Consider the following 23,359-nt stretch of genomic DNA (forward strand, 5'->3'; position numbering starts at 1 on the left):
TCCTAAAAACTACCAATAATGGGGGGCTGGAAAACAATCCTCCTTTTGAAGATATTTCTCTTCTTTTATGTACATATCCGCGTATGCTTTGCGGAACAAATGTCTTTTTCTATTATTAATATTCATCATTTCCTTTTTTGCCAAACGCATCTTACTATCAGGTCTGTCCTTTTTTCTATAGTTGTGTCCCTGGCATAAGACTGTCCTGCCGGGTTACGGGTATGGAAGTGTTCCTCTTCCCCTTTGTCTGGCGGTTGCATCTCAAAGGTTCATCCCGGGCAAGGCAGCCGGTAACACAAGCAGGGCGGTCCGTCGGAGTCCACGTAATAATTTCACATTTTCTGTGTTTCTTTCTGTAAGGCTTCCTTCAGCGTCTGCTTGTCCAGTGTTTTCTGTTTCGACATGAGCAGCTGCAGGGCGCAACGGCGCACCACGTTGGTTATGGAAGGAAAGGTAAAAATAATAAAAGAATTGATTCGCTTCAATAAAAATCCAGTTTTTTTCATATCGGACATTATACCTTTGTTGTTTCGGGTATATTAAAAGGCGTGCCATAAGAAACTTTACAAAAGTATTAGGACACAAAATCAATCTTTTCTATGCAGATATATGCTGAACTGATTAACCCAAAGGTCGGAGAAGATACGGACAAAATTTTCGATAAGATTAGTTTCATATATCGCTTAGCTAATTAGAAATGTATTCTACATAGAGATACACTTGGCACAAAAAACATCGTAAGATATATAACTTGATGCAATCCTTTCCGCACAGCCATGCAAGCGTCGGAACAAACAGGCGGGATATTTGACGTAACTTGTGCACCGCTTATCAACCTGTGGGGATTTGGCTTTACAAAGTTTGACAGCATCACTCCGCAACTCGTAGACAGTATCCGCCACTTTGTAGGCTTCCGAAAAGTGCGTTTACAGGGCAACCGTGTGATGAAAGACGATCCCCGCATCCTGCTCAATTTCTCGGTGCTCGGCGGCGGTACTATCTGTAACATAATCGCGTGTTTGTTCGACCGCAAAGGCATATCGAACTATATGATAGACATCGGCGGCGAAATGATAGCGAAAGGAAAGAACCCGCAAGGGTGGAATTGGTGCATTGGCATTGTCAGACCGAAGGATGACAGTACCGGAACAAACTCCGAGCTTGAACAAATTGTGCAACTGTCGGAACGGCTGGGACTCGCAACTTCCGGCAACTACCGTAATTTCTATCTGAAAGATGGAAGGAAATACGCTCATGCCATCAATCCGATAACAGGATATCCGGTTCAAAAGGATATATTGAGTGCTACAATTATTGCCCATCAGTGCATGCTTGCTGATGCCTATGCAACGGCCTTTATGACGTTGGGGAGCCGCAAAGCCCGTCAGTTGTAGAAAGAGCATCCGGAAATTGACAATTTCATTATCTATACGGACAGTTGCGGAAACTACCGGACAGAGTACTCGCCGCGAATGAAAAGGTATCTGGCAGATTAATGTTTTCTATATTCCTGCGGAGTAGAGCCGGTGAACCGTTTAAAGAATTGGGTGAAGAACGCCGTATTTTCAAATCCCAGCGAATGGGCTATCTCCTTTACGAACATATACGCAATTACTTCGGCGTGAAAGTGACAAAGGGAGTCGCTTTCCAGTTTATGGTGAACAACCTGTTGAGCAAGGAGTGCGGCTATCGTTCGATAACATTCATGGTGAAATTGGATATTACTTTTTAACAGTAGAAGGATAATAACCAGGAGCCGTAATGGAGAGATTACTTTCGTTACGACTCCTTTCGCATGCCGTCTGCATGATTTTAACGTCTCAACTCTCTTATTCACAGTCGTTAGACCATGTGTAGCCATGTGTATCGCATTCCACATCATTGTAGAAAAAATGCCCATCAGACATTTGCATTATGCAATATGAATAATTCATAAGGGTCTGTTTTACAGCAATATGATAAATATCCATTTATTTGGCACGGTGATTGTCTATTCTTTAGCGTAAGACGATAAGATGTTTAACAATTTAATAATTAGCATTATGAAAAAGGTATTGTTTGCAGTAGCACTGGTAATGGGATTAGGTAGTTCAGTAGCATTCGCTAACAACATGGCATCAGATGTTGAAATCGTTGCAATGGTGAACGAGTTTAAACCGATTGATATAAAGGAACTCCCGCAGGCAGTTCAGGACGCCATCAAGAAAGACTATGCTGAATCCACCATTAAGGAAGCAGCCGTAGAAGTGGCAGAAGATGGCGTAAAGACTTATAAAGTAACTTTGGTTGATGCCGTCGGAACCGAAAGCGTTGTGTTTTTCAACGAAAAAGGTGAAATGCTGAAATAATTCTGAATGGTTATTTAGGATAACAGTTACATTTGCACATAAAATAAACAAGGCTGTCTCAAATAAACTTTGGGATGGCCTTTTTTGTGTCTGCAAAAAATCGGGTAAGCCCTAACTTCGCTCAGCCAGAACTTGCCCATCTCCCTAATTTTTTGTATCTTAGGGCATCAAGTAAGATATCCCAAAGATAATGTTTAAAAGTTACACATCCAACGATAATCTGCTTTTACCTCCATGTTTAGGCGATTTTATTCCCCGGAACGATCCGGTCCGGGTTGTTCACCGCATCATTGAACAGATAAACCTTGAAGCACTTTACCGTAAGTATTCCCCTAAAGGCTGTTCTGCGTACCACCCACGCATGATGCTTCAGATTCTTGTCTATGCATTTGCGTAATATCTATTCCAGCCGTCGCATAGAAGAGTTCTGTCGTAATGACATACGCTTCATGTGGCTTACCGGCAATGTAACTCCTGACCATAATACCATCAACCGTTTCCGCAGCAGCCGGCTAAAGGATGTGCTGAAGACGATATTTGCAACCATTGTAAAGTTTCTCGTGGCGGAAGGTTTTGTAAGTCTGGATGTGGCCTGTACTGACGGGACGAAGATGGAGGTGAACGCCAACCGTTATACGTTCGTCTGGGGGGCAAATCTATACATACCCGCATATCCAGAATCGCGGAACAGCTTGAGGAGATATGGCAATACGCCGAGTCCCTCACCAAGCAGGAACTGCGTGATTCCGCTCCGGTTGCCTATCAGGATATCACCCCGGAGAAAGTGGAAAAGGCACTCGGGCAGATAGATGATGCCCTGAATGGAGTGGATGCTGACAAGAAGATGAAAGCGAAGGTAAGACGTGTAAGGAAGTCATGGCCTGAACAGCTCAAGAAATATGAATCGCAGGGAAAGATACTTGACGGACGTAACAGCTACTCAAAGACAGACAATGATGCTACTTTCATGCGCATGAAAGATGACCATATGAAGAACAGACAACTCAAACCCGGATACAATCCCCAGTTCAGTACCAATAAACAGTTCATTCTGAACTATACCATCCATCAGTGTTGGGCGATACCTCCACCTATCCTCTGCATATGGATGATTTCCATTCCCTCTACGGCAGATACCCTGACGTGTCTGTCTGTGATGCCGGATACGGAAGTGAAGAGAACTATCTGTATGCTTTCAGACATGGCATTGAAACCTTTATAAAGTACAATTATTTTCATAACGAAGAAACCGACGGCATGTATTGTCCTACGGGACAGAGAATGGAAAGACTCTCCGATGCAAGGCGGGTAACAAACAACGGTTTTGTGCAGACCATATCAAGATACAAGGCACGTAACTATAAGGACTGCCCGTTAAGATGCCGGTGCTACAGAAGCCGCTCGGAAAGGATTGTACAGGTAAATCACCGTCTGAGGAAAATCAAGGAAAGAGAACGTGAAAAGCTACTCTCTGATGAAGGTCTGAAATATCGCAGTCAGCGACCACAGGATGTGGAAGCCGTATTTGGAAACCTCAAGAACAACAAGCACTTCAAGAGGTTCCATCTTCGTGGATTTAAGAAGGTTGAAATTGAGTTCGCCCTGCTAGCCATAGCATATAATCTTGCAAAAGTAGCCTCTTAGGAGGCTTATGGCAACGAAAAAGCAGTTTGAAAGGATGAAATCTTCAAAAGTAAGTTTGTAAACACCTCTTTTGAGACAGCCTCTCCTTTTTTAGTAAATTTGTATCTGTCTAATTTTTAAGCCCCTATATCCATACTCAATCTAACCAAACATCGCATGAAGTGGTACTGCTTCATCCAAATGCAACTGATAGGCACGTTCGTACATTATTTTGTGCTTGATTGTATCGTTATATCCATTGCAGCCATTATCTGTAGTCCATTTGTATCCATGACCCATTACAGACAGGCGTTGTTCAGTATGACTTATTTTTCCTCCCTGGTGTTTTTTATGGAGTATACATTGTGCATTTTGCGGCACCGGCCAAATATCCGGATAGAGGCATAAACCGTGCACGATGGAAATATATTTTTTCATTCTACGGTTTGTGGGCTCCGTGACCATTTTCCCTTATATGTTAACCTATATGTATTGGGATACGAATATTGTCCATGCCATTATCCTCCTTTACATTTTTATTATTGTCAAATAGATAAGATACTCACGGAAGAGTGGGTTATGGCCTATACTGCCTGCGGCATCATGGTCTGTTTTTCTGCTTGTACTATATAGAGCTTAATGTACAGCTTGAGGATTTCAAAAAAATTGTGACGGGCTTTGGCAGGCAGTAATTCTAAGACTTTTAATGAAGAAAAATTAAGCCACCCCTTAAAAAAGGAGATATTTCCTTTGAAAGAATTCATTTCTTTTATTACATTTGTATTAGTCTTTTAAAAATAGAAGATTTATAGTAAAGCGTTAAGGCATTATCCAAGTTCAGGAAATCCCCAATTTCGAAACAACAATTGGATAATACATTGGACGCTCCACGTACTATTTATATAGATTTTTGTTATATATAGGCGTGGGGCTTTGTGTATTATATGTTGTTGAGTATGGGGATACTTCTGAACGGTAATACCAAAGTTCCCACGCTTAACTTTATATAAACACAACTCCAGGGAACAGGGTTGGCTTATTATAAACATTATGAAAGCAACTTGTTTTAAAAGCGAGACAACTGTCTCCAACGACTTCCCCCCCCTTCGTTTGTTACTGTCTTTTGTGGAATATTCTATCCTTTCATTTCCATCCTGTCTCTTTCGGGACATACCGTTCATTATCATAATCATACAAATTACATGCCAAGACACTTTTCTGCCTTCTCCTTCTATGGTACTAGATAATAGTAACTCCCCCTGTCACACAGAGGAAGAACTTTGGTTGCAGGTACTTTCTCTATCAAGAGAGTTGCAGGACTGTAAAGCTAGTCTGCACCATAATACTTTGGACTGTATTTCCGATAAGATTGAAGGAATAGAAAGAGAACTGGATATCTTATTGGATATTCTGCAAGGAAGACAAGACAAAAAGACACCATAGCACTATTTTTGTGACAATTTGTCTATGCGGATAAGTATCCTATTATTTAAGCCTCGTTTAAGAATTCCGTTTTATGGGTTACCCACAATCGAATGGAATTTTTATATACAGGGAATAACACATAATATTAGTAATGGATTTTCAATATTCAGAGTGATAATGGATAAACGAATAGAAAACGCCATGAATGAGTTGATCAATACAGAAATATGGTCAACCGGTTTATACCTGTCATTGCAGGTCTATTTTGAAGATGAACGGCTTCCAATACTTAGCTCCTGGCTAAACTCCCAAGCACAGGACAATATGAACAAGGTTTATCAGATGATGAATCGGATATGCCATGATGGAGGATGTGTTGCAATCAATGAAATGAAACGGGATACACATGAATGGACAACGCCATTGAATGCCCTGAATGAATTGCTTGAACACGAGCAGTACATATCATGTCAGGTAAACACATTTCTCATATTATGCCGGAATGTGAACATGTCCTTCCATTCTTTCATCAGCGGGCTGTATGCAGACCGTATATATGTAAGTACGGTATTTATGGAATTATTACGTATCCTCGCCAAGGAAAACGAACGGAGACTACCTTATTTTTGACGGTATGGATTTAAGATTGATATTCTGCAAAATTTAATATTGCAGAATGCTATCTGGTATGTTTTTTGCGATATAATAATCGACAATAAAATATATGTCATCATGGATATATTTGTATATATAACATTGTGTTTCACTTCGCTATTCACCTTGATGGACCCGCTTGGAGTGATGCCGGTATTCCTGCAAATGACTGATGGAATGGATACGAAAGAACGCAGATGTATCGCCTTGAAAGCATGTACCATTGCATTTATCATATTAGTCCTTTTTACATTATCGGGCAGGTTCCTGTTTCATTTTTTCGGCATCTCAACAGACGGATTCCGGATTGTGGGAGGTATCATCATCTTTAAAATCGGATATGATATGTTGCAGGCACATTTCACCCATGTGAAACTGAATGAAACTGAACGAAAAGAATATTCCAAAGATATAACCATCACACCTCTTGCCATTCCGATGTTATGCGGTCCGGGAGCGATTTCCAGTGGAATAACATTGATGGAAGATGCTTCGGAATATACTTTCAAAATAGTATTGCTTGGCGTAATCGCTTTGGTCTGCATTCTTTCATTCTTTATTCTGTGCGCGTCCACCCAGCTTTTAAAAATCTTGGGAGAGACGGGAAACAATGTAATGATGAGACTGATGGGACTTATTCTGATGGTGATCGCCGTGGAATGTTTTATCAGCGGGATACGTCCGGTATTAATTGAAATTTTGAAACAAGCCCATGCTTGTTCTTAAAGAAGAGAGATAATTTGGATTTATTATTAACATTAAAAGTTTGATTCGTCATGACTGAAAAATTGCAAAATGCCCTGAATGAGCAAATCACAGCAGAATTATGGTCTGCCAACCTGTATTTATCGATGTCTTTTTATCTGGAAAGAGAGGGCTTTTCCGGAATGGCTCGCTGGATGCAGAAACAATCTGCAGAAGAGATCGGGCATGCATATGCCATTGCTGAGTACATGATTAAGCGTGAGGCAACCCCGAAAGTGGACAAGGTCGATGTGGTTCCACAAGGTTGGGGTAACCCTGTTGAAGTATTCGAACATGCTTTGGAGCATGAAAAACATGTTTCCAAACTGATTGATGAATTGGTACAGGTAGCATCCGAAGAGAAAGACAATGCCACTCAGAACTTCTTGTGGCAATTTGTTCGTGAGCAGGTAGAAGAAGAAGCGAATGTACTCAATATTGTTAGTCGGCTAAGGAAAGCCGGAGACAGTGCTATCCTTTTTATGGATGCAAAACTGGGTGAACGGGAGTCATAAACCAGAATAATCAATAAAAATAAATAAGATGAAAATAGTAGATTTATTGGGAGGACAGGCTGAGTACTACCTGAACCATACATGTAAGACGATAGACAAACAACTTATCCATATTCCGGGACCGGATATGATAGATAAGGTATGGATGAATTCCGACAGGAATATACGCACCTTGGAGAGCCTACAAGCCCTGTACGGGCACGGGCGTTTGGCCAATACCGGGTATGTCTCCATCCTGCCGGTGGATCAGGGGATAGAACATTCTGCAGGAGCGTCTTTCGCCCCCAATCCGCTTTATTTCGATCCCGAAAACATCATAAAGCTGGCCATTGAAGGAGGATGCAACGCCGTGGCATCCACATTCGGAGTTCTGGGAGCTGTGGCACGTAAGTACGCCCATAAGATTCCTTTCATCGTGAAGTTGAACCATAACGAGCTGTTGACTTATCCGAACAGCTACGACCAGGTAATGTTCGGTACGGTAAAAGAGGCATGGAACATGGGTGCTGTAGCTGTCGGCGCTACCATTTATTTCGGTTCGGAACAAAGCCGCCGCCAGATAGTAGAAGTGTCACAGGCTTTTGAATATGCCCACGAACTGGGAATGGCTACTATTTTATGGTGCTATTTGAGAAACAGCAGCTTCAAAAAGGATGAAACCGACTATCATGCCGCTGCCGATTTAACAGGACAAGCCAACCATATCGGGGTTACCATCAAAGCCGATATCGTGAAGCAGAAGCTCCCATCCAATAACGGCGGTTTCAAGGCTATCGGATTCGGAAAGACAAACGAGCGTATGTATTCGGAACTGACCACTGACCATCCGATAGACCTTTGTCGTTATCAGGTGGCGAATGGCTATATGGGACGTGTCGGATTGATCAACTCGGGCGGGGAATCCCATGGGGAATCCGACCTGCATGATGCCGTCGTAACGGCAGTAGTAAACAAGCGTGCAGGTGGTATGGGGCTGATCAGCGGTCGTAAGGCTTTCCAGAAACCGATGAAAGACGGAGTTCAACTTCTGAACACCATTCAGGACGTATATCTGGATTCTTCAATAACCATTGCATAAAGGAGAAGTATCCATGAAAAGAATAGTGTTATTACGTCATGGCGAAAGCCTATGGAACAAAGAAAACCGTTTTACCGGATGGACGGACGTGGATTTAAGCGAGAAAGGAGTCGAAGAAGCCTGCAAGGCAGGCGATGCATTACGGGAGGCCGGATTTTCTTTTGAGGCAGCTTACACTTCTTACTTGAAACGTGCCGTAAAAACGTTGAACTGTGTCCTGGACCGGCTGGATGAAGACTGGATTCCGGTTGAAAAGACCTGGCGGCTGAACGAGAAGCATTACGGCATGCTTCAAGGACTGAATAAGAGTGAGACGACGGTCCAATATGGTGAAGAACAAGTACACATCTGGCGAAGAAGCTATGACGTGGCTCCCGCTCCGGTAGGCAAAGATGATCCCCGTAATCCGGGCATGGATATCCGCTATGCCGGTGTGCCAGATAGGGAACTTCCCCGTACGGAATCCCTGAAAGATGCTATTGGGCGTGTCATGCCTTACTGGGAATGCATCATCTTTCCCGCATTGATGTATAAGGACAGCCTGCTGGTAGTCGCCCATGGCAACAGCCTGCGCGGAATCATCAAGCATCTCAAAGGGATTTCCGATACGGATATTTCCAACCTGAACCTGCCTACGGCGGTTCCTTATGTCTTTGAATTTGACGACAGACTGGTTCTTGTCAAGGACTACTACCTTGGAAACCCGGAAGAGATACGGAAACGGACAAAGGCTGTAGCCGAACAAGGTATGATCAGACGATAAAAGTCAGTCAATCAGACTGGATTGTATTGTCTTTTTGAATATTTTATTTATTAACAATTAAAAAAGGAGGTAAAAATGGTACCTGTAAAAACAAACTCAAACTGGTTGCCGAGTATTTTTAACGATTTCTTCGAGAATGAGTGGCTGGCAAAAACGGGAGTTACGGCTCCTGCCATCAATGTCATTGAGAATGACAAGGACTACAAGGTTGAAATGGCGGCTCCCGGAATGACAAAGGATGATTTCAAGGTGAATGTTGACGAGAACAACAACCTGACAATCTGCATGGAAAAGAAAGAAGAGAAGAAGGAGGAGAAGAAAGACAAGAAGTATCTCCGCCGCGAATTCTCATATTCCAAGTTCCAGCAGACCATCCTGCTGCCTGAAAATGTGGAGAAGGATAAGATCTCCGCAAAAGTCGAACACGGGATTCTGTCCATTGAAATCCCGAAAATGAAGGAGGAAGAAAAACAAAAAACTTTCAAGGCTATCGAGGTTAAATAATTCCAGATCTGGAATGTCGTAAGGTCGGACAGGCTTTTCTTGTTCGGAAAAGCCGTCCGACCTTTAACAGACACTTCCGGAACAGGGAACCGGCACAACCGATGAAGGAATTCAATTTTGAAAAAGAACTACTTGGCGTACAGGACGAACTGTTCCGTTTTGCGTACAAACTGACAGCTAACAGGGAGAAGGCGGAAGACCTGTTGCAGGATACCCTGCTCAAGGCAATGCTTCACAAAGAAAGTTACAACAAGAACACGAATTTCAAAGGGTGGCTGTTTATCATCATGCGCAACACGTTTATCAACGGTTACCGGGCGGAGGTCGGTCATACCCGCCTGTACATATCCTCCGATCCTGCATATTATTCGCGGATCATGGACGAGTCCCGTACAGAGGAGGTGGACAAGAACTATGACCTGGAAAAGATACGTAATGCCATCAAAAGTGTACCGGAGTCACATTTCATACCTTTTGAGATGTACCTGTCAGGATTCAAATACCGTGAGATAGCGGAAAGAACCGGCGTGAGTTTGGGAACTATAAAGAGCCGTATTTTTCACTGCCGGAAAAAACTGAAAGCTATATTGGCAGAATGAAACAAAACAAGAACTGAGATAGATGAAAAAAGATGAATATATAGGAATTCTGACTTCCGGAGGGGACGCTTCCGGAATGAACGCGGCCATCCGTGCCGTGACCCGCGCCGCTATTTTTAACGGATTTAAAGTGAAAGGAATTTATAGAGGTTACGAGGGGCTGATTGCCGGTGAAGTGAAAGAACTCACTACGGAAGACGTAAGCAGCATTATCCAGAGGGGAGGTACCATACTGAAAACAGCCCGCTCCGAGACTTTCATCACTCCCGAAGGACGCAAGAAAGCTTATGAGATCATACAGAAAGAGAACATCAATGCATTGATAATTATCGGTGGAGACGGTTCCCTGACGGGAGCCCGGATCTTTGCGGAGGAGTATGATGTGACGTGCATAGGATTGCCCGGCACCATTGACAATGATCTGTACGGCACCGATTTTACCATAGGATATGATACGGCCCTGAACACCATCGTGGAGTGTGTGGACAAAATCCGGGATACGGCCACCTCGCACGACCGCATTTTCTTTGTCGAGGTGATGGGGCGTGATGCGGGCTTCCTGGCACAAAACAGCGCAATAGCTTCCGGTGCTGAAGCGGCCATCATTCCGGAAGACCGGACGGACGTGGACCAGTTGGAAACATTCATCGGACGTGGATTCAGAAAGACGAAAAACAGCAGCATCGTAATTGTGACCGAAAGTCCTGAAAACAAGAATGGAGGTGCCATGTATTACGCCGACCGGGTAAAGAAGGAATATCCCGGATATGATGTCAGGGTTTCTATCCTGGGCCATCTGCAACGGGGTGGCGCTCCGAGTGCCAATGACCGCATACTGGCAAGCCGGCTGGGTGAAGCCGCAATCCAGGCCTTAATGGAAGGCCAGCGAAATGTTATGATAGGCATACGGAACAACGAGATTGTTTATGTTCCTTTTGTCCAGGCAATCAAAAAGGACAAGCCTATTGACAAAAGCCTGATCCGGGTCCTTAACGAATTATCGATCTAAAATAACCGTTAATATGTCAGAAGTTGCTCCTTTAATATCGGATCTTGCCATAATTCTGATTATTGCCGGTATTGTAACCGTCATTTTCAAGTGGCTGAAGCAACCGGTCATATTGGGCTACATTGTAGCCGGTATTATGGCGGGTCCTTCCGTTTCCCTGGTCCCGACTGTTTCCGATCCTGCCAATATCAAAATATGGGCGGACATCGGTGTCATTTTTCTGCTGTTCGCGATGGGACTGGACTTTTCGTTCAAGAAATTGATAAATGTGGGCATTACGGCTATCGTTGCCACTGTCACTATTGTATGTGGCATGATGTTCATAGGCTATACAGCGGGGAATGCAATGGGGTTCTCCCACATGAGCAGTATTTTTCTGGGTGGAATGTTGTCCATGTCGTCCACGGCCATCGTATTCAAGGCCTTCAATGACATGGGACTTCTCCAACAGAAATTCACCGGCATTGTCTTGGGGATTCTTGTCATCGAAGATCTGGTGGCGGTAGTGATGATGGTTATTCTTTCCACGTTGGCGGTAGGCAAACATTTTGAAGGGAAGGAGATGCTGGAAAGTATATTGAAGCTGGCCGCTTTCCTGATTTTCTGGTCGGCATTGGGTATCTATCTGATACCTACCCTGCTGAAGAAGATACGCCGTTTCACCAGCAACGAGATTTTATTGATAACCTCTCTGGGACTTTGCCTGGGAATGGTGATGATTGCGACAAAAGCGGGATTTTCTGCCGCATTGGGAGCCTTTGTCATGGGGTCCCTGCTGGCAGAGACCGTTGAAGCGGAAAAAATCGCACATATCGTACAGCCGGTAAAAGACCTGTTCGCTTCCATATTTTTCGTGTCGGTGGGAATGATGATCGATCCTGCCATGATGTGGGAATATGCCGTCCCTATTCTTATCCTGACATTGCTGGTACTGTCCGGTCAGGTCCTGTTCGGGAGCTTTGGTGTCCTGCTTTCCGGCCAGCCGTTGAAAATTGCCATACAGTCCGGCTTTTCACTGACACAGGTCGGTGAGTTCGCATTCATCATCGCATCTTTAGGCGTCAGTCTGAATGTCACGGACAAGTATCTCTATCCGGTTATAGTGGCCGTATCTGTCATAACGACTTTTCTTACCCCCTATATGATACGGCTTTCGGAACCGGCATACCGGTTTATAGACATCCACATGCCTGGATTCCTGAAAGATTATCTCGTACACTATACGTCCGGGGCAATGACTGTAAAACACCAGGGCACTTGGCATAAACTGATCCGGTCTATGCTGGTGTCTGTCACACTCTATCTGGTCGTATGCGTTTTTTTCATCACTTTATATTTTTCCTATGTGCATCCTTTGATTAGGAAAAGTCTGCCGGGAATGGAAGGGAACTTGTTGGGCTTCATCATCATCTTTCTTGTCATATCCCCGTTTCTATGGGCCATCATCATGAAAAAGAACAATTCAGCCGAGTTCCGTAAACTCTGGACGGACAACAAGTTCAACAGAGGGCCTTTGGTATCAATCGTACTTGTCAAAATACTGATTTGCACGATTATCATGATGAGTATCATTACCCATCTTTTCAATGTTGCCTTGGGAGCCGGGCTGGTAGTTTCTTCCCTTATCATTGCCGTCATTTATTTCTCCAAGCGGATCAAGAAACGGTCGCTGACTATAGAGAGACAATTTATGGCAAACTTTCAAGGGACGGATGGGAATGGACTTTCTACAGAAAGTGATACAGGCTCCACCCTTGGCAGCAATATCCCGTTCAAGGAATTACATTTGGCGGATTTCACAGTATCCCCTGATTCCATATATGTGGGCAGAACATTAAAAGAAAGCAGCCTGCGCACCTTGTTTCAGATAAATGTGATTTCAATCACCCGTGGAGAAAAACGCCTGGATATACCACAAGGGGAAGAGCATCTCTATCCATATGACAAGGTTACGGTCGTAGGTACGGACCGGCAGTTGGAAAGCTTCCGGACATCCATGGAGCAAAAGAAGGTAGAAAGGAACGGGAACGGAACATCCTCGCAGGATGAGATGGAAATAGGGCAATTTCCTGTCGAAGGAGGTTCACCATTGATCGGAAAGACGATCCGGGAGGCAGACATATCGGATAGCATCATTATCGGAATAGAGAGAAGTACCGTGAATATTATGAATCCAGACCCTGATACAATTTTCAAGGAGAATGATACGGTATGGATTGTCGGTAAACGAAAAATAATAAAAGGATTGAATAAAGATTAGAACTTATTTAATTTAATATAAAATGTCATGGAATATTCAAGTTATAATGTAAATACCCCTCAATGGAGGGAGATTACAGTAGGTTCACATCTTCCTGCAGAACTGCGGAAGCTTGCAGAAATCGCACATAATCTCTGGTGGACATGGAATGATGACGTAAAGAAACTGTATTGTGATTTGGACCCGGGACTTTGGAAAGAGGTGGAACAGAATCCGGTATTGTTTCTGGAGCGGATAAATTATGAAAAGCTGGTAGCGCTGGCACATGATGAGAACTTTGTCTATAAAATGGATGCCGTCTATTCCGCCTTCAAAAAATACATCGATGTGGAACCGGACCACCAGCGCCCGTCAATAGCTTATTTCAGCATGGAATACGGCTTGGATGAAGTTCTTAAGATATATTCCGGTGGTTTGGGAATGTTGGCGGGGGATTACCTGAAAGAGGCGTCGGACAGCAATGTGGACCTTTGTGCCATAGGACTTTTGTACCGTTACGGTTATTTTGACCAGTCGCTTTCCATGGACGGCCAGCAGACAGTCAATTATAAAGCGCAGAATTTCGGGCAGCTCCCGATTGAAAAGGTAATGCAACCGGATGGGAAACAACTGGTAATCCACGTCCCCTATGCCGACAGTTTTGTGGTACATGCCAATGTTTGGAAAGCCAGTGTGGGGCGTATCCCCCTTTATCTGCTGGATACGGACAATGAACTCAACAGCGAGTTTGACCGCCCTATCACTCACCATCTGTATGGAGGTGACTGGGAGAATCGGCTAAAACAGGAAATTCTGCTTGGCATAGGCGGGATGATGACGCTGAAAGCTTTGGGTATAACGAAGGATGTATATCACTGTAATGAGGGGCATGCCGCATTGATCAATATCCAGCGGCTTTGTGATTACATAAATGGCGGCTTGAATTTTGGGCAGGCCATGGAGCTGGTACGTGCTTCCTCACTTTATACCGTACATACTCCCGTACCCGCTGGTCATGATTATTTTGACGAAGGGCTTTTCAATAAATATATGAAGGGATATCCTGGCAAGTTGGGTATAACCTGGGATAACCTGATGGATCTCGGGCGTCACAATCCGGGAGACAAGGAGGAACGTTTCTGCATGTCTGTCTTCGCCTGCAAGACCTGCCAGGAGGTAAACGGCGTCAGCAAGTTACATAAATCGGTATCCCAGCAAATGTTTGCGCCGATCTGGAAGGGATACTTCCCGGAAGAGAACCATGTGGGTTATGTAACCAACGGGGTACATCTGCCTACCTGGTGTGCGGCAGAATGGAAAAAGCTTTTCAAGGACAATTTTGATGAGAACTTTTTCTGTGACCAGTCCAATCAGAAAATCTGGGAGGCTGTCTATGGCATCCCAGATGAAGAGATATGGAATACCCGGTTAAAACAGAAAGCAAAATTGCTGGACTATATCAAAAGCAAATGCAGCAAGGACTGGCTCAGGAGTCAGGTTGATCCGGCATTGAGCGTTTCCATTTTTGAGAGATTCAATCCCGATGCCCTTCTAATAGGTTTCGGACGCCGTTTTGCTACATATAAGAGGGCTCATCTTCTGTTCACGGATATAGACCGACTTGCTAGGATCGTGAATAATCCGAAATATCCGGTACAGTTCATCTTTGCAGGCAAAGCCCATCCCAATGACGGTGCCGGGCAGGGACTGATCAAGCAAATCGTGGAAATATCCCGGCGCCCGGAATTTTTAGGTAAAATCATATTCTTGGAGAATTACGACATGGACCTGGCGCGCCATCTTATCTCGGGTGTGGATATCTGGATGAATACCCCTACGCGGTTGGCAGAAGCTTCGGGTACGTCGGGCGAGAAGGCATTGATGAACGGTGTGCTTAATTTCTCCGTGCTGGACGGTTGGTGGTATGAAGGATACCGCAAGGATGCCGGATGGGCACTGACCGATAAAAGTACTTATCAGAATGAACAGTACCAAAACCAGCTGGATGCCGAAGCCATCTATTATTTGTTGGAGCATGACATCCTGCCACTATATTACGAGCATGGGGGGAAGAACTATTCGGAAAACTGGGTCAAGTATATCAAGAACTCAATCGCACAAATCGCTCCCCATTTTACCATGAAAAGACAGTTGGACGACTACTATGACAGGTTCTATAACAAGCTGTCAGAGCATTTCCATATTCTGGCAGCCGACAACTTTGCGAAGGCGAAAATGATGGCTGACTGGAAAGCAAACGTCCGGAGCAGATGGGATGCCATAGAAATCAAATCCATAGAGGCTGGGAATGGGCTGAATGCCACGGTTGAAGCCGGAAAGGAATATGAGGTGACGGTTGTCGTTGATGAGAAAGGCCTGGATGACGCAATCGGAATAGAATCGGTCATTATCAGGCATGAAGGCGGTCAGGATCACATATATGAGGTAATTCCCCTTTCGTCAGTTTCCAAGAATGGGAATTTATATACCTTTAAGGCGACATCCGGCATTTTCAACGCCGGAAGCTTCAAGCAGGCCTTCCGTATGTATCCCAAGAATGCTTTGTTACCTCACCGGCAAGATTTCTGTTATGTACGATGGTTTTAATGAACAGTAAAAGGATATGCAAAAACAACGTATGAGCGGGCAAAATCAAAAAACAGATAAACGGATAGCATGGCCGATCATCATCATGAACTTCACGGGAGTGTATGACTACGAGGCGTTTGCCCGGAACAATAAGTTTATATGGCTGGACTGTCGTCATCTTTATGGTACAGAGGGCTACTGTGACAGGGATGGTACTTTGGCTTTGAAGCGGATGATTGCTGATTATCCGGCGGAGGGAGTCCATTTCATCGATTCAGGCAATTATCATTATTTGACTAAATTCTGGACAGACAAACTCGAAACTCCGTTTTCGCTGATTGTGTTCGACCACCATCCCGATATGCAGCCACCGTTGTTTGACAACATACTTTCTTGCGGAAGTTGGGTAAAGGATATATTGGACCATAACAACAACTGCAAGAAAGTAATTATCGTAGGTGCTTCAGACAAACTGATACAGGCTGTGCCGAAAGGATATGAAAGACAAGTCCGGTTTTACAGTGAAACTACGCTCATGCACGAAGAGGGTTGGCAGGACTTTTCTTCCGGACATATCAACGGGCCGGTTTACATTTCCATAGACAAGGATGTCTTGAATCCGGCTTCGGCAGCAACAAACTGGGATCAAGGTTCTCTCAGCTTATGGGAATTGGAGAAACTGCTGGCTGTTATTCTTCAGAAAGAACAGGTAGTGGGCATTGACATCTGTGGGGAATGCTCCACAACACTCAATCTTTTTGAAGAAAAACGGGAAACCATCATGGATAGCCGGGCAAACAAAGAATTGCTCAGACTTATCCGGTCATCCTCCGGCCTTCAATAGAATTAGTTTTTTCTTGTTATTATAATTTATCATATAAAAATAATTTAGCTTTATGAAAACAATTGTTCGAAGAATTGGGCTTGTTGCACACGATGCAATGAAAAAAGACATGATAGAGTGGGTTCTCTGGAACTCGGAACGTCTGATAGGACATAAATTCTATTGTACGGGTACAACCGGTACACTAATTAAAAAAGCCCTTGAAGAAAAACATCCTGAAATCAAATGGGATATCACAATCCTGAAATCTGGTCCTTTAGGAGGTGACCAGCAAATTGGTTCGCGGATCGTAGAAGGAGAAATAGACTATCTGTTCTTTTTTACAGATCCGATGACACTACAGCCGCACGATACGGATGTGAAAGCATTGACCAGACTGGCTGGAGTTGAAAATATTGTTTTCTGCTGTAACCGTTCGACTGCGGACCACATTATTACGAGTCCTTTATTCACTGACCCAACTTACGAACGTATTCATCCGGATTATACCAATTACACGCAGCGTTTTGAAAACAAGGGAATCATATCTGAAGCAGTGGAGCAAGTGAAAAAGCGGAGGAATAAAAGTGAGAATAACATTTCCAAATGAACTGTAATAAGTAGTAGCATATTTATAAGGCTATCTAAGAAACAAGTTGTTTACATCTTTCAGAACTGGTATCTACTGAATGGTAATCTGCTTCCACCAACCAGAAGGGTTGGTGGAAAGAAACCACTTATAAAATATTTCGCTTCCTTTATGCATCCCAGTCGAAAAAGGACAAGGGCATTGCGGGTGTACATCACTCCTTTCACCTTCTTGTTTAGTCCTTCCAGCAAAGTCTTGCTACCAGTTTTTTCTGGAACTACCTTGTGAAAAATTATGCGAAAATCGCCTTTCTGTGCCCGGATTCATCCGCAGGATCCCATGCCAAAGGGACATGGAACATGCCGGTAGCTTATCCCCCACGACTCCGGAGCATCAGGGGGTAGGGACGGTTTGGCGGCAGGTTGCCGTTAAACCGTACGATTTTCGTTTAACGAAAACACAACTTGCTGTCCGCAGGGGCGGACCATGTTTCTCCAATAATTATTGTGTATCAGACCATTGTGTGGCTATTTTCCTGTGGTTTGTGGGGCTTTTCCATCAGATATTTGCCGGCTGTTCTCCCCATTAAAGGATAGATATATCTCCATGACCATGTGACTTACGCCCATAATTCGGGGATAAGGAGGCGAATATACGGAAAATCTGCCCTTTACATGCCCTATTGTCCATTAATGGATTGCTACTTCTACACTTCTGCAAATGGAGAATAACAGGTAACCGTATACGCCTTATTGTTTTTTCATCGTCTCCATTAATGGATTGATACTTCTACACATCTGTAAATGGAGAATAACAGGTAGCCGTATACGCCTTATTGTTTTTCTTCATCGTCTCCATTAATGGATTGCTACTTCTACACATCCGCAAATGGAGAATGACAGGTAGTCGTGTGTGACTTATGTTTTTTCTTTATAATCTCCATTAATGGATTGATATTTATACACTTCTGCAAATGGAGATTTTGAGATATCTATATCCGGAAGGATGCGTGCTCCCTTCGCTCCCGGCTATCCCTATTTTGATATCCGGCTATATCGCAATTCTGTGATAGCATTATCCGGATAGCGTATCATACGGCTATATACAAATATGGCTACACTATAATTCATGGTTGTGATGGAGATGGCTTTTCCCATCCGGTAACAGACCATGATGCCACGAGGAAAAAAGCGACAGCCGCAGAGAAAAAACGGATGGCAGGAACCATTATGGAATCTGGTAAATAGAAAATCCGGTACATGCGAATTCAGGCGATCATCCCGGATGGTAACCTGTCAAAGAGGCTTTTGAGACATTTGAAATACCGATAATAAAAAAAACGAGATCAGGTATTTTGGCGGATGGCGGCAGGATTGCCGCCTCCGGCCCTTCCGAGTTTGTACGCGTCCTGCGTGAGGGCAGCTGGTTTGACAGCGGGTGCACCGACGGGGAGTACATGGTGAATTTCTCCGGGCGGTACAGGGAACTGCACGGGGTGACGGTGAGGACCGACACGCCGGAGCATTTCATGGACGACCTGAAAAAGTACGGTTACATCAAGGGCTGAACAGTCCGTTCCTTTATTATTACACTCCCTGCCGGTTTGGGGTCGCTTCACTTCCGGTGGGGATTTTTCTTTTTTCATCGCCGTGACGCACCCGTCCTTCAGGTTTTCCAAAGGGGGTCGTGAAAACCGACCGGCTACGGAGTATTTTTCCCGCGCCATATGACAAAAACCGACTATCCATGACTATTCCTGCCAGTGTACCGGTCGCGCTTGCCTCTCATGGTTTCTTCCCTTATATTCGCACTGACATTTAAACAAGTTGAAATTATGGAAATATGCTACATCGAGGCCGGTGTCCTTGAGAGGATGCTGGCACGCGCCGAGAACCTGTCCGCACATGTGGACAGATTGTATGAGAGAAACCGCCGTAAGGAACCCGGAGAGTGACTGGACGGCCAGGATGTCTGCCTGCGCCTTGACATCTCGCCGCGTACCCTGCAGACCCTCCGCGATACCGGACGGCTGGCGTTCACCCGCCTCCAGCGCAAGTTCTATTACAAGCCCGAAGACGTGGAGAGGCTGATAACCTACGTCGGCATCAGACGCAAGGAGAAGGCTGTGAGAGAGGGAAGAAAGAACGGAAACCTTTAAAGAGCGGAAGAGATGGAAGGCATTATCGACAAGGAGAACGAACGTGCCCGCAGGTTCTTTGCCCTGCTGGACAACATGGAGAAAAAAGTGGAACGTCTTGCCCGTGACAACCGTCCTCCCTTCAACGGGGAACGGTGCCTGACCGACAGGGAGCTTTCCGGGACGTTGAAGATCAGCCGCAGGTGCCTGCAGGATTACAGGGACCAAGGACGGATTCCCTATATCCAGCTTGGCGGGAAGATCCTGTACAGGCAATCGGACATCGAGAAGCTGCTGGAGGAGAACTATCACGCTGCATTGGTATAATATCGTATTCAAGTTTAAGGATTGCCGCCGGAATTGCATTTACGATTCCGACGGCAATTTTTATTTAGCCTGCGGCTTCCTTGCCGGCCGCAGGCTTTCTTCTTTCCATCAGCCGGTCCATGTCCGAGGATATCTTCCGGTCGGTGACCTGGGCGTAGACCTGCGTGCTGTCGATATTCGTATGGCCCATCATCCTGGCGATGCTCTCTATCGGAATGCCCGCGGTCAGTGTCAGGGTCCCGAACGAATGCCGGGCCATGTGGTAGGACAGGTTCTCTTTCATGCCTAATGCCACACCCATTCCATGTACCTCGTACCAGAGGACATCGCGGACCGGCAGCGGGAATACCGGCCTGTCGTCATCCGTGGTGTTGTAAAGATCCAGTATCTGTCCGGCTATGGGATGCAGCGGGATGAACGCCTCCACGTCCGTTTTGGCGCGGCGGATGCGGATATACCTTCTTCCTTCCGAGGTCGTTCCGATGTGACGGGGATGGAGAGCCCTCGTATCCGCGTAGGCCAGACCGGTCAGCGAGGAGAAGATGAACGTCCTGCGCGCCAGCTCCATCATCGGGTCGGGCAGCGGGGTTTCCATCATCCGCTTCAGTTCACTGCGGCTGATATGCCTTAGTTTAGGCGCTTCTTTCCTCTCGTATGCCACGTCCTCTATCGGGTTGGCACGCAATACTTCCCGGTCCACGGCGATGTAGATGAGCCGGTTGAGCCAGCACAGGCAGTGGTTCACGTGTCCGTTCCTGTGTCCCAGCTCTTTCTTGAGAAAGACCTTGAACGATTCGGCGAACTCTTCGGTGATGTCCGAAAAGGCGATGTCCTTCATCCCGCGGGATTCGATGAACTGCCTGAGGTTAAGCTGCGTGGTCTTCGACTGGCGGTAGGTGGAGGTGGAATTGATCTCCTTGGAGCGGACCCTGAGCCGTTCGCGTTCCACCTCTCCGGCCTGCAGGAGGTATTCCGGCACGGAATTGGCACCGGATACGGTGGTCTTGAGCAGCTCTGCCGTGACCACTCCCTGGTTCCTCAGCAGGTTCCCGTACGCCTCTTCCAGCCGGCCTCGGAAGGCGGTAAGGCGGTTGTTCTCCCTGGCTGTTTTGATTTCACACTTCTTGCTGTCCCAGTCTCCGGGTTTGCAATAGATGCCTGTCGTGACAGCCGATTTCTTTCCGTCGATGCTGATCCGGCAGAGGACGGCGGTCGTGCCGTCCGATTTTACCTTGTTACGGTTGATGTAGAATAAAAGCTTAAATGTACTGCGCATGATAATGATTGTTTAATTGTTTAAGGATTAAAGAATAAGTTTCAAATCGCGGGTTGCCTCGACGAACCTGTCCATGTCCTCGAACAGTCGCTTCGGAGTTACACGGGCATATATCTGGGTGGTCTTTATGTTGGAGTGTCCCAGCATTTTGCTGATGGTCTCGATCGGCACTCCCTCCTCGAGCGTGACCAATGAGGCGAAAGAATGCCTTCCCATGTGGTAGACAAGGTCCTGGCTCAGCCCCGCCATCAGGCGCAGGGATTTCATGTTGGCCCTGAGCGTATGGTAGTCCTGCGGCGGGAAGAGGGTGATGCGGGTATCGTCACGATACTTCCCGATCAACGCGAGTGCTTCCGGCAGCAACTTGACGCGTCCGAGGTAGTCGGTCTTCTTCCGCCGGTATTTCAGCCAGAGGCTGCCCTCGTCATCCTGGAAGAGGTTCTCCCGGGTGATGCTTACCGCATCGGCATAGGCGGTGCCGGTGTAACAGGCGAAGAGGAAGAGGTCCCGGGTGATGACATGTGACCTGCGTTTTTCCGGTATCTCCAGATCGCGTAGCTTCTCGAAATTCTCCCGGCTGAGTGCTTTCGGTGTTGTCTCCTTCTGCTTGGGCAGCTTGAAGTGGCAGAAATGGTATTTCTCCGAGTGCCCCTCCTTGTAGGCGATGCGGCAGATCTTTTTCAGGATGGACAGGTAATGGCGCACCGTCTCCATTGCCAGTTTCTTCTTTTCCAGGCAGAAATCCTGATAGTCACGGATGAACTGCTCGTTGAGCTGTCCGAAGGCGAGGTCCGAGACCTTGAATTCCGTTTTGATGAATTCGGCAAGGGTGCGCCGGGTGTACACGTAGGTCGACATTGTCGTCGGTGCACGGTCCACGCCGACACGGGCCTTCATCTCCTCATTGTGCCGGTCGAGAAGTTTGAGCAGGGTCATCTGCATGCCCGCGTTACCCTGGAACATGTCCCTGACCGCGGCGGCATCGAAATCCTTTTTCCTTTCCATGAGGGAATTGAAGGCCGAGTGTACGGCAAGCAGCAGCCTCTCTATTTTTTCATTGGTCTCCACCGCTTCCCGGCTCTTGCCATTCAATCGGCTCTCACGCGCGTTCCATAGCCCGGGGGTACAGGAGAGCTTGCAGCTGAACTGCGCCATCGTGCGGTTGAGGGTGATCCGTCCCATGATCGGGGCCTTGCCGGTCTTGTCCGGCTCGCTCTTTTTCAGGTAGAGCAGCACCTTGAATTTTTCCACTTTCATAACGCTCTTTTTTAGGTTGTAAAAATACTCCTTTGAAAAGCGTCCTTTGGCATGCAAAACATTGATAAACAGTGAATACAAATCTGCTTTGTTCCTATCGGTAAAAATTCGGTTACCTGCCGTTGTTTTCGAAACAGGCGGCTAACAGTCTGGTAACTGAAACGTCGCAATATTTTGTTTTCTTTTGCAGGTCTGTCTGTTCTGCAAATCTTGCAAAATGCTTAATTATAAACGTTTTACGTTTAATTATCGTCATTCTGTTTTTTATTGCATTTCTAAATATTACTTATCCGGCGCGCCATACATGGGCGACATTAGCATTTCATGCAGGAGTAAATATCGGTATTATCTGCAAGGCATTGGGACACTCTTCCATTAAGGTGACAGAAACTTACTTGAAACCATTTGAAAACGAAAAGGTAGATATAGCCAATGACGAACTGATAATCTCGGTAGTAGCACATAATGGAGAAAAGGAAGTGGCATGAGGAATATCATATGACAGCCATTCAAATAAAAGAAGAATTACTTACCAAGTAATGGATGATTACTTTCACAAAGTAGGGAATATTTCCTCATAAATCCAAAGAAAAAGCTTATAAATCTGTATTAATCCACTATATTTTATTCAATTATAGAAAAACACATAAGCACAAGCACAATATTGCATCTGTCAGTACTTTAACTAATTTACAAAATTACACGACACCTCTTTCCATTTTTGACATCTCAAAAACGGAATCATATTTCTTACATCTTTTTCTATCCGACGAAATGTTTTTTCTTATTAAATACAGAATAAGGAAACGCTTTTCCTCACCCTGTGAGAAAAATATAAGCTATTACTTGGTAAGTAATGA

General features: G+C 45.3%; 25 protein-coding genes and 2 pseudogenes. 21 read left to right on the forward strand and 6 right to left on the reverse strand.

Features of this window, described 5'->3' with window-relative positions; genetic code table 11:
• Positions 1-332: 332 nt before the first annotated feature.
• Positions 333-506, reverse strand: a complete 174-nt coding sequence (locus tag RE317_RS02755) for a hypothetical protein (protein ID WP_005859435.1) — start codon at positions 504-506, stop codon at positions 333-335.
• Between RE317_RS02755 and RE317_RS02760 the strand changes: the two are divergent.
• Positions 504-695: pseudogene (locus RE317_RS02760) on the forward strand (site-specific integrase); the annotation flags it as partial. The gene RE317_RS02755 and the pseudogene RE317_RS02760 sit on opposite strands and share 3 nt — an antisense overlap.
• 81 nt (positions 696-776) lie before the next feature.
• Complete coding sequence (locus RE317_RS02765) at positions 777-1,394, forward strand: FAD:protein FMN transferase (protein WP_005825771.1); 618 nt, start codon at positions 777-779, stop codon at positions 1,392-1,394.
• Positions 1,395-1,492: 98 nt separating this feature from the next.
• Here RE317_RS02765 and RE317_RS02770 read toward each other — a convergent pair whose 3' ends face one another.
• Positions 1,493-1,603: a helix-turn-helix domain-containing protein gene (locus RE317_RS02770; protein WP_229031962.1), complete on the reverse strand. Its 111-nt coding sequence runs from the start codon at positions 1,601-1,603 to the stop codon at positions 1,493-1,495.
• Between the two features lie 439 nt (positions 1,604-2,042).
• Here RE317_RS02770 and RE317_RS02775 point away from each other — a divergent pair, with 439 nt between their 5' ends.
• Positions 2,043-2,348: a hypothetical protein gene (locus RE317_RS02775; RefSeq protein WP_005859437.1), complete on the forward strand. Its 306-nt coding sequence runs from the start codon at positions 2,043-2,045 to the stop codon at positions 2,346-2,348.
• Positions 2,349-2,538: 190 nt separating this feature from the next.
• Positions 2,539-3,992 (forward strand): annotated as a pseudogene (locus RE317_RS02780) (IS1182 family transposase).
• A 141-nt stretch (positions 3,993-4,133) separates the two neighbouring features.
• On the opposite strand, the gene RE317_RS02785 reads toward RE317_RS02780, so the two are convergent.
• Entirely contained in the window at positions 4,134-4,409 is a 276-nt protein-coding gene (locus RE317_RS02785) for a hypothetical protein (RefSeq protein ID WP_151881457.1), read from the reverse strand.
• Positions 4,410-5,204: 795 nt separating this feature from the next.
• Here RE317_RS02785 and RE317_RS02790 point away from each other — a divergent pair.
• From RE317_RS02790 to RE317_RS02855, 14 genes are all read left to right on the forward strand, one after another.
• Positions 5,205-5,414, forward strand: coding sequence for a hypothetical protein (locus RE317_RS02790; protein WP_005654431.1), 210 nt, complete (start codon positions 5,205-5,207; stop codon positions 5,412-5,414).
• Between the two features lie 159 nt (positions 5,415-5,573).
• A complete protein-coding gene (locus RE317_RS02795; protein ID WP_008777875.1) occupies positions 5,574-6,026 on the forward strand; it encodes a ferritin-like domain-containing protein in 453 nt (150 codons plus the stop codon).
• Between the two features lie 102 nt (positions 6,027-6,128).
• Positions 6,129-6,776, forward strand: coding sequence for a MarC family protein (locus RE317_RS02800; protein WP_005851956.1), 648 nt, complete (start codon positions 6,129-6,131; stop codon positions 6,774-6,776).
• Positions 6,777-6,826: 50 nt separating this feature from the next.
• Complete coding sequence (locus tag RE317_RS02805) at positions 6,827-7,309, forward strand: ferritin (protein ID WP_005859444.1); 483 nt, start codon at positions 6,827-6,829, stop codon at positions 7,307-7,309.
• A gap of 28 nt (positions 7,310-7,337) precedes the next feature.
• Positions 7,338-8,387 carry a class I fructose-bisphosphate aldolase gene (locus RE317_RS02810; protein WP_005825795.1) on the forward strand — a complete coding sequence of 350 codons (1,050 nt, stop codon included), beginning with the start codon at positions 7,338-7,340 and terminating at the stop codon, positions 8,385-8,387.
• Between the two features lie 13 nt (positions 8,388-8,400).
• Positions 8,401-9,150, forward strand: a complete 750-nt coding sequence (gpmA, locus tag RE317_RS02815) for a 2,3-diphosphoglycerate-dependent phosphoglycerate mutase (RefSeq protein ID WP_005825796.1) — start codon at positions 8,401-8,403, stop codon at positions 9,148-9,150.
• A gap of 75 nt (positions 9,151-9,225) precedes the next feature.
• Positions 9,226-9,654: an Hsp20/alpha crystallin family protein gene (locus RE317_RS02820; protein WP_005825798.1), complete on the forward strand. Its 429-nt coding sequence runs from the start codon at positions 9,226-9,228 to the stop codon at positions 9,652-9,654.
• A 101-nt stretch (positions 9,655-9,755) separates the two neighbouring features.
• Positions 9,756-10,253, forward strand: a complete 498-nt coding sequence (locus RE317_RS02825) for an RNA polymerase sigma factor (protein WP_005825799.1) — start codon at positions 9,756-9,758, stop codon at positions 10,251-10,253.
• A 22-nt stretch (positions 10,254-10,275) separates the two neighbouring features.
• Positions 10,276-11,262, forward strand: a complete 987-nt coding sequence (gene pfkA / locus RE317_RS02830; RefSeq protein WP_005825800.1) for a 6-phosphofructokinase — start codon at positions 10,276-10,278, stop codon at positions 11,260-11,262.
• A gap of 13 nt (positions 11,263-11,275) precedes the next feature.
• Complete coding sequence (locus RE317_RS02835) at positions 11,276-13,522, forward strand: cation:proton antiporter (RefSeq protein ID WP_005825801.1); 2,247 nt, start codon at positions 11,276-11,278, stop codon at positions 13,520-13,522.
• Between the two features lie 27 nt (positions 13,523-13,549).
• Positions 13,550-16,108, forward strand: coding sequence for an alpha-glucan family phosphorylase (gene glgP, locus RE317_RS02840; RefSeq protein ID WP_005654457.1), 2,559 nt, complete (start codon positions 13,550-13,552; stop codon positions 16,106-16,108).
• A 16-nt stretch (positions 16,109-16,124) separates the two neighbouring features.
• Entirely contained in the window at positions 16,125-16,934 is an 810-nt protein-coding gene (locus RE317_RS02845) for an arginase family protein (protein ID WP_005825802.1), read from the forward strand.
• A 52-nt stretch (positions 16,935-16,986) separates the two neighbouring features.
• Positions 16,987-17,523: a methylglyoxal synthase gene (locus RE317_RS02850; RefSeq protein ID WP_005654459.1), complete on the forward strand. Its 537-nt coding sequence runs from the start codon at positions 16,987-16,989 to the stop codon at positions 17,521-17,523.
• A 1,333-nt stretch (positions 17,524-18,856) separates the two neighbouring features.
• The gene (locus RE317_RS02855; protein WP_005825814.1) at positions 18,857-19,069 is read left to right on the forward strand and encodes a hypothetical protein; all 213 of its coding nucleotides are present in this window, start codon (positions 18,857-18,859) and stop codon (positions 19,067-19,069) included.
• A gap of 19 nt (positions 19,070-19,088) precedes the next feature.
• Here the strand turns inward: RE317_RS02855 and RE317_RS02860 are convergent, their stop codons facing one another.
• On the reverse strand, positions 19,089-19,250 hold the full coding sequence (locus tag RE317_RS02860; RefSeq protein WP_165854373.1) for a hypothetical protein: 162 nt from the start codon (positions 19,248-19,250) through the stop codon (positions 19,089-19,091).
• A gap of 206 nt (positions 19,251-19,456) precedes the next feature.
• On the opposite strand from RE317_RS02860, the gene RE317_RS02865 reads away from it, so the two are divergent.
• Positions 19,457-19,660 (forward strand): helix-turn-helix domain-containing protein, encoded by a 204-nt coding sequence (locus RE317_RS02865; RefSeq protein WP_080598104.1) that lies wholly within the window; start codon positions 19,457-19,459, stop codon positions 19,658-19,660.
• Positions 19,661-19,672: 12 nt separating this feature from the next.
• Complete coding sequence (locus RE317_RS02870; RefSeq protein ID WP_303266133.1) at positions 19,673-19,966, forward strand: helix-turn-helix domain-containing protein; 294 nt, start codon at positions 19,673-19,675, stop codon at positions 19,964-19,966.
• A 64-nt stretch (positions 19,967-20,030) separates the two neighbouring features.
• Here the strand turns inward: RE317_RS02870 and RE317_RS02875 are convergent, their stop codons facing one another.
• Both RE317_RS02875 and RE317_RS02880 read right to left on the reverse strand, forming a co-directional pair.
• Positions 20,031-21,242, reverse strand: coding sequence for a site-specific integrase (locus RE317_RS02875; RefSeq protein WP_008782100.1), 1,212 nt, complete (start codon positions 21,240-21,242; stop codon positions 20,031-20,033).
• A 27-nt stretch (positions 21,243-21,269) separates the two neighbouring features.
• Complete coding sequence (locus RE317_RS02880; RefSeq protein ID WP_008670537.1) at positions 21,270-22,499, reverse strand: site-specific integrase; 1,230 nt, start codon at positions 22,497-22,499, stop codon at positions 21,270-21,272.
• Between the two features lie 122 nt (positions 22,500-22,621).
• Here RE317_RS02880 and RE317_RS02885 point away from each other — a divergent pair, with 122 nt between their 5' ends.
• A complete protein-coding gene (locus RE317_RS02885) occupies positions 22,622-22,987 on the forward strand; it encodes a tyrosine-type recombinase/integrase (protein WP_008782098.1) in 366 nt (121 codons plus the stop codon).
• Positions 22,988-23,359: the final 372 nt, after the last annotated feature.

It is taken from the genome of Phocaeicola sp. GP0067 (genome assembly GCF_031119655.1).
Lineage (GTDB): Bacteria > Bacteroidota > Bacteroidia > Bacteroidales > Bacteroidaceae > Phocaeicola > Phocaeicola vulgatus.

Bases quoted from the DNA above. Each gene is read 5' to 3' on its own strand.
- RE317_RS02755 (WP_005859435.1), bottom strand. From the start codon at position 506: ATGAAAAAAACTGGATTTTTATTGAAGCGAATCAATTCTTTTATTATT.
- RE317_RS02765 (WP_005825771.1), top strand. From the start codon at position 777: ATGCAAGCGTCGGAACAAACAGGCGGGATATTTGACGTAACTTGTGCA.
- RE317_RS02770 (WP_229031962.1), bottom strand. From the start codon at position 1,603: ATGTTCGTAAAGGAGATAGCCCATTCGCTGGGATTTGAAAATACGGCG.
- RE317_RS02775 (WP_005859437.1), top strand. From the start codon at position 2,043: ATGAAAAAGGTATTGTTTGCAGTAGCACTGGTAATGGGATTAGGTAGT.
- RE317_RS02785 (WP_151881457.1), bottom strand. From the start codon at position 4,409: ATGAAAAAATATATTTCCATCGTGCACGGTTTATGCCTCTATCCGGAT.
- RE317_RS02790 (WP_005654431.1), top strand. From the start codon at position 5,205: ATGGTACTAGATAATAGTAACTCCCCCTGTCACACAGAGGAAGAACTT.
- RE317_RS02795 (WP_008777875.1), top strand. From the start codon at position 5,574: ATGGATAAACGAATAGAAAACGCCATGAATGAGTTGATCAATACAGAA.
- RE317_RS02800 (WP_005851956.1), top strand. From the start codon at position 6,129: ATGGATATATTTGTATATATAACATTGTGTTTCACTTCGCTATTCACC.
- RE317_RS02805 (WP_005859444.1), top strand. From the start codon at position 6,827: ATGACTGAAAAATTGCAAAATGCCCTGAATGAGCAAATCACAGCAGAA.
- RE317_RS02810 (WP_005825795.1), top strand. From the start codon at position 7,338: ATGAAAATAGTAGATTTATTGGGAGGACAGGCTGAGTACTACCTGAAC.
- gpmA (WP_005825796.1), top strand. From the start codon at position 8,401: ATGAAAAGAATAGTGTTATTACGTCATGGCGAAAGCCTATGGAACAAA.
- RE317_RS02820 (WP_005825798.1), top strand. From the start codon at position 9,226: ATGGTACCTGTAAAAACAAACTCAAACTGGTTGCCGAGTATTTTTAAC.
- RE317_RS02825 (WP_005825799.1), top strand. From the start codon at position 9,756: ATGAAGGAATTCAATTTTGAAAAAGAACTACTTGGCGTACAGGACGAA.
- pfkA (WP_005825800.1), top strand. From the start codon at position 10,276: ATGAAAAAAGATGAATATATAGGAATTCTGACTTCCGGAGGGGACGCT.
- RE317_RS02835 (WP_005825801.1), top strand. From the start codon at position 11,276: ATGTCAGAAGTTGCTCCTTTAATATCGGATCTTGCCATAATTCTGATT.
- glgP (WP_005654457.1), top strand. From the start codon at position 13,550: ATGGAATATTCAAGTTATAATGTAAATACCCCTCAATGGAGGGAGATT.
- RE317_RS02845 (WP_005825802.1), top strand. From the start codon at position 16,125: ATGCAAAAACAACGTATGAGCGGGCAAAATCAAAAAACAGATAAACGG.
- RE317_RS02850 (WP_005654459.1), top strand. From the start codon at position 16,987: ATGAAAACAATTGTTCGAAGAATTGGGCTTGTTGCACACGATGCAATG.
- RE317_RS02860 (WP_165854373.1), bottom strand. From the start codon at position 19,250: ATGGATAGTCGGTTTTTGTCATATGGCGCGGGAAAAATACTCCGTAGC.
- RE317_RS02870 (WP_303266133.1), top strand. From the start codon at position 19,673: ATGGAAGGCATTATCGACAAGGAGAACGAACGTGCCCGCAGGTTCTTT.
- RE317_RS02875 (WP_008782100.1), bottom strand. From the start codon at position 21,242: ATGCGCAGTACATTTAAGCTTTTATTCTACATCAACCGTAACAAGGTA.
- RE317_RS02880 (WP_008670537.1), bottom strand. From the start codon at position 22,499: ATGAAAGTGGAAAAATTCAAGGTGCTGCTCTACCTGAAAAAGAGCGAG.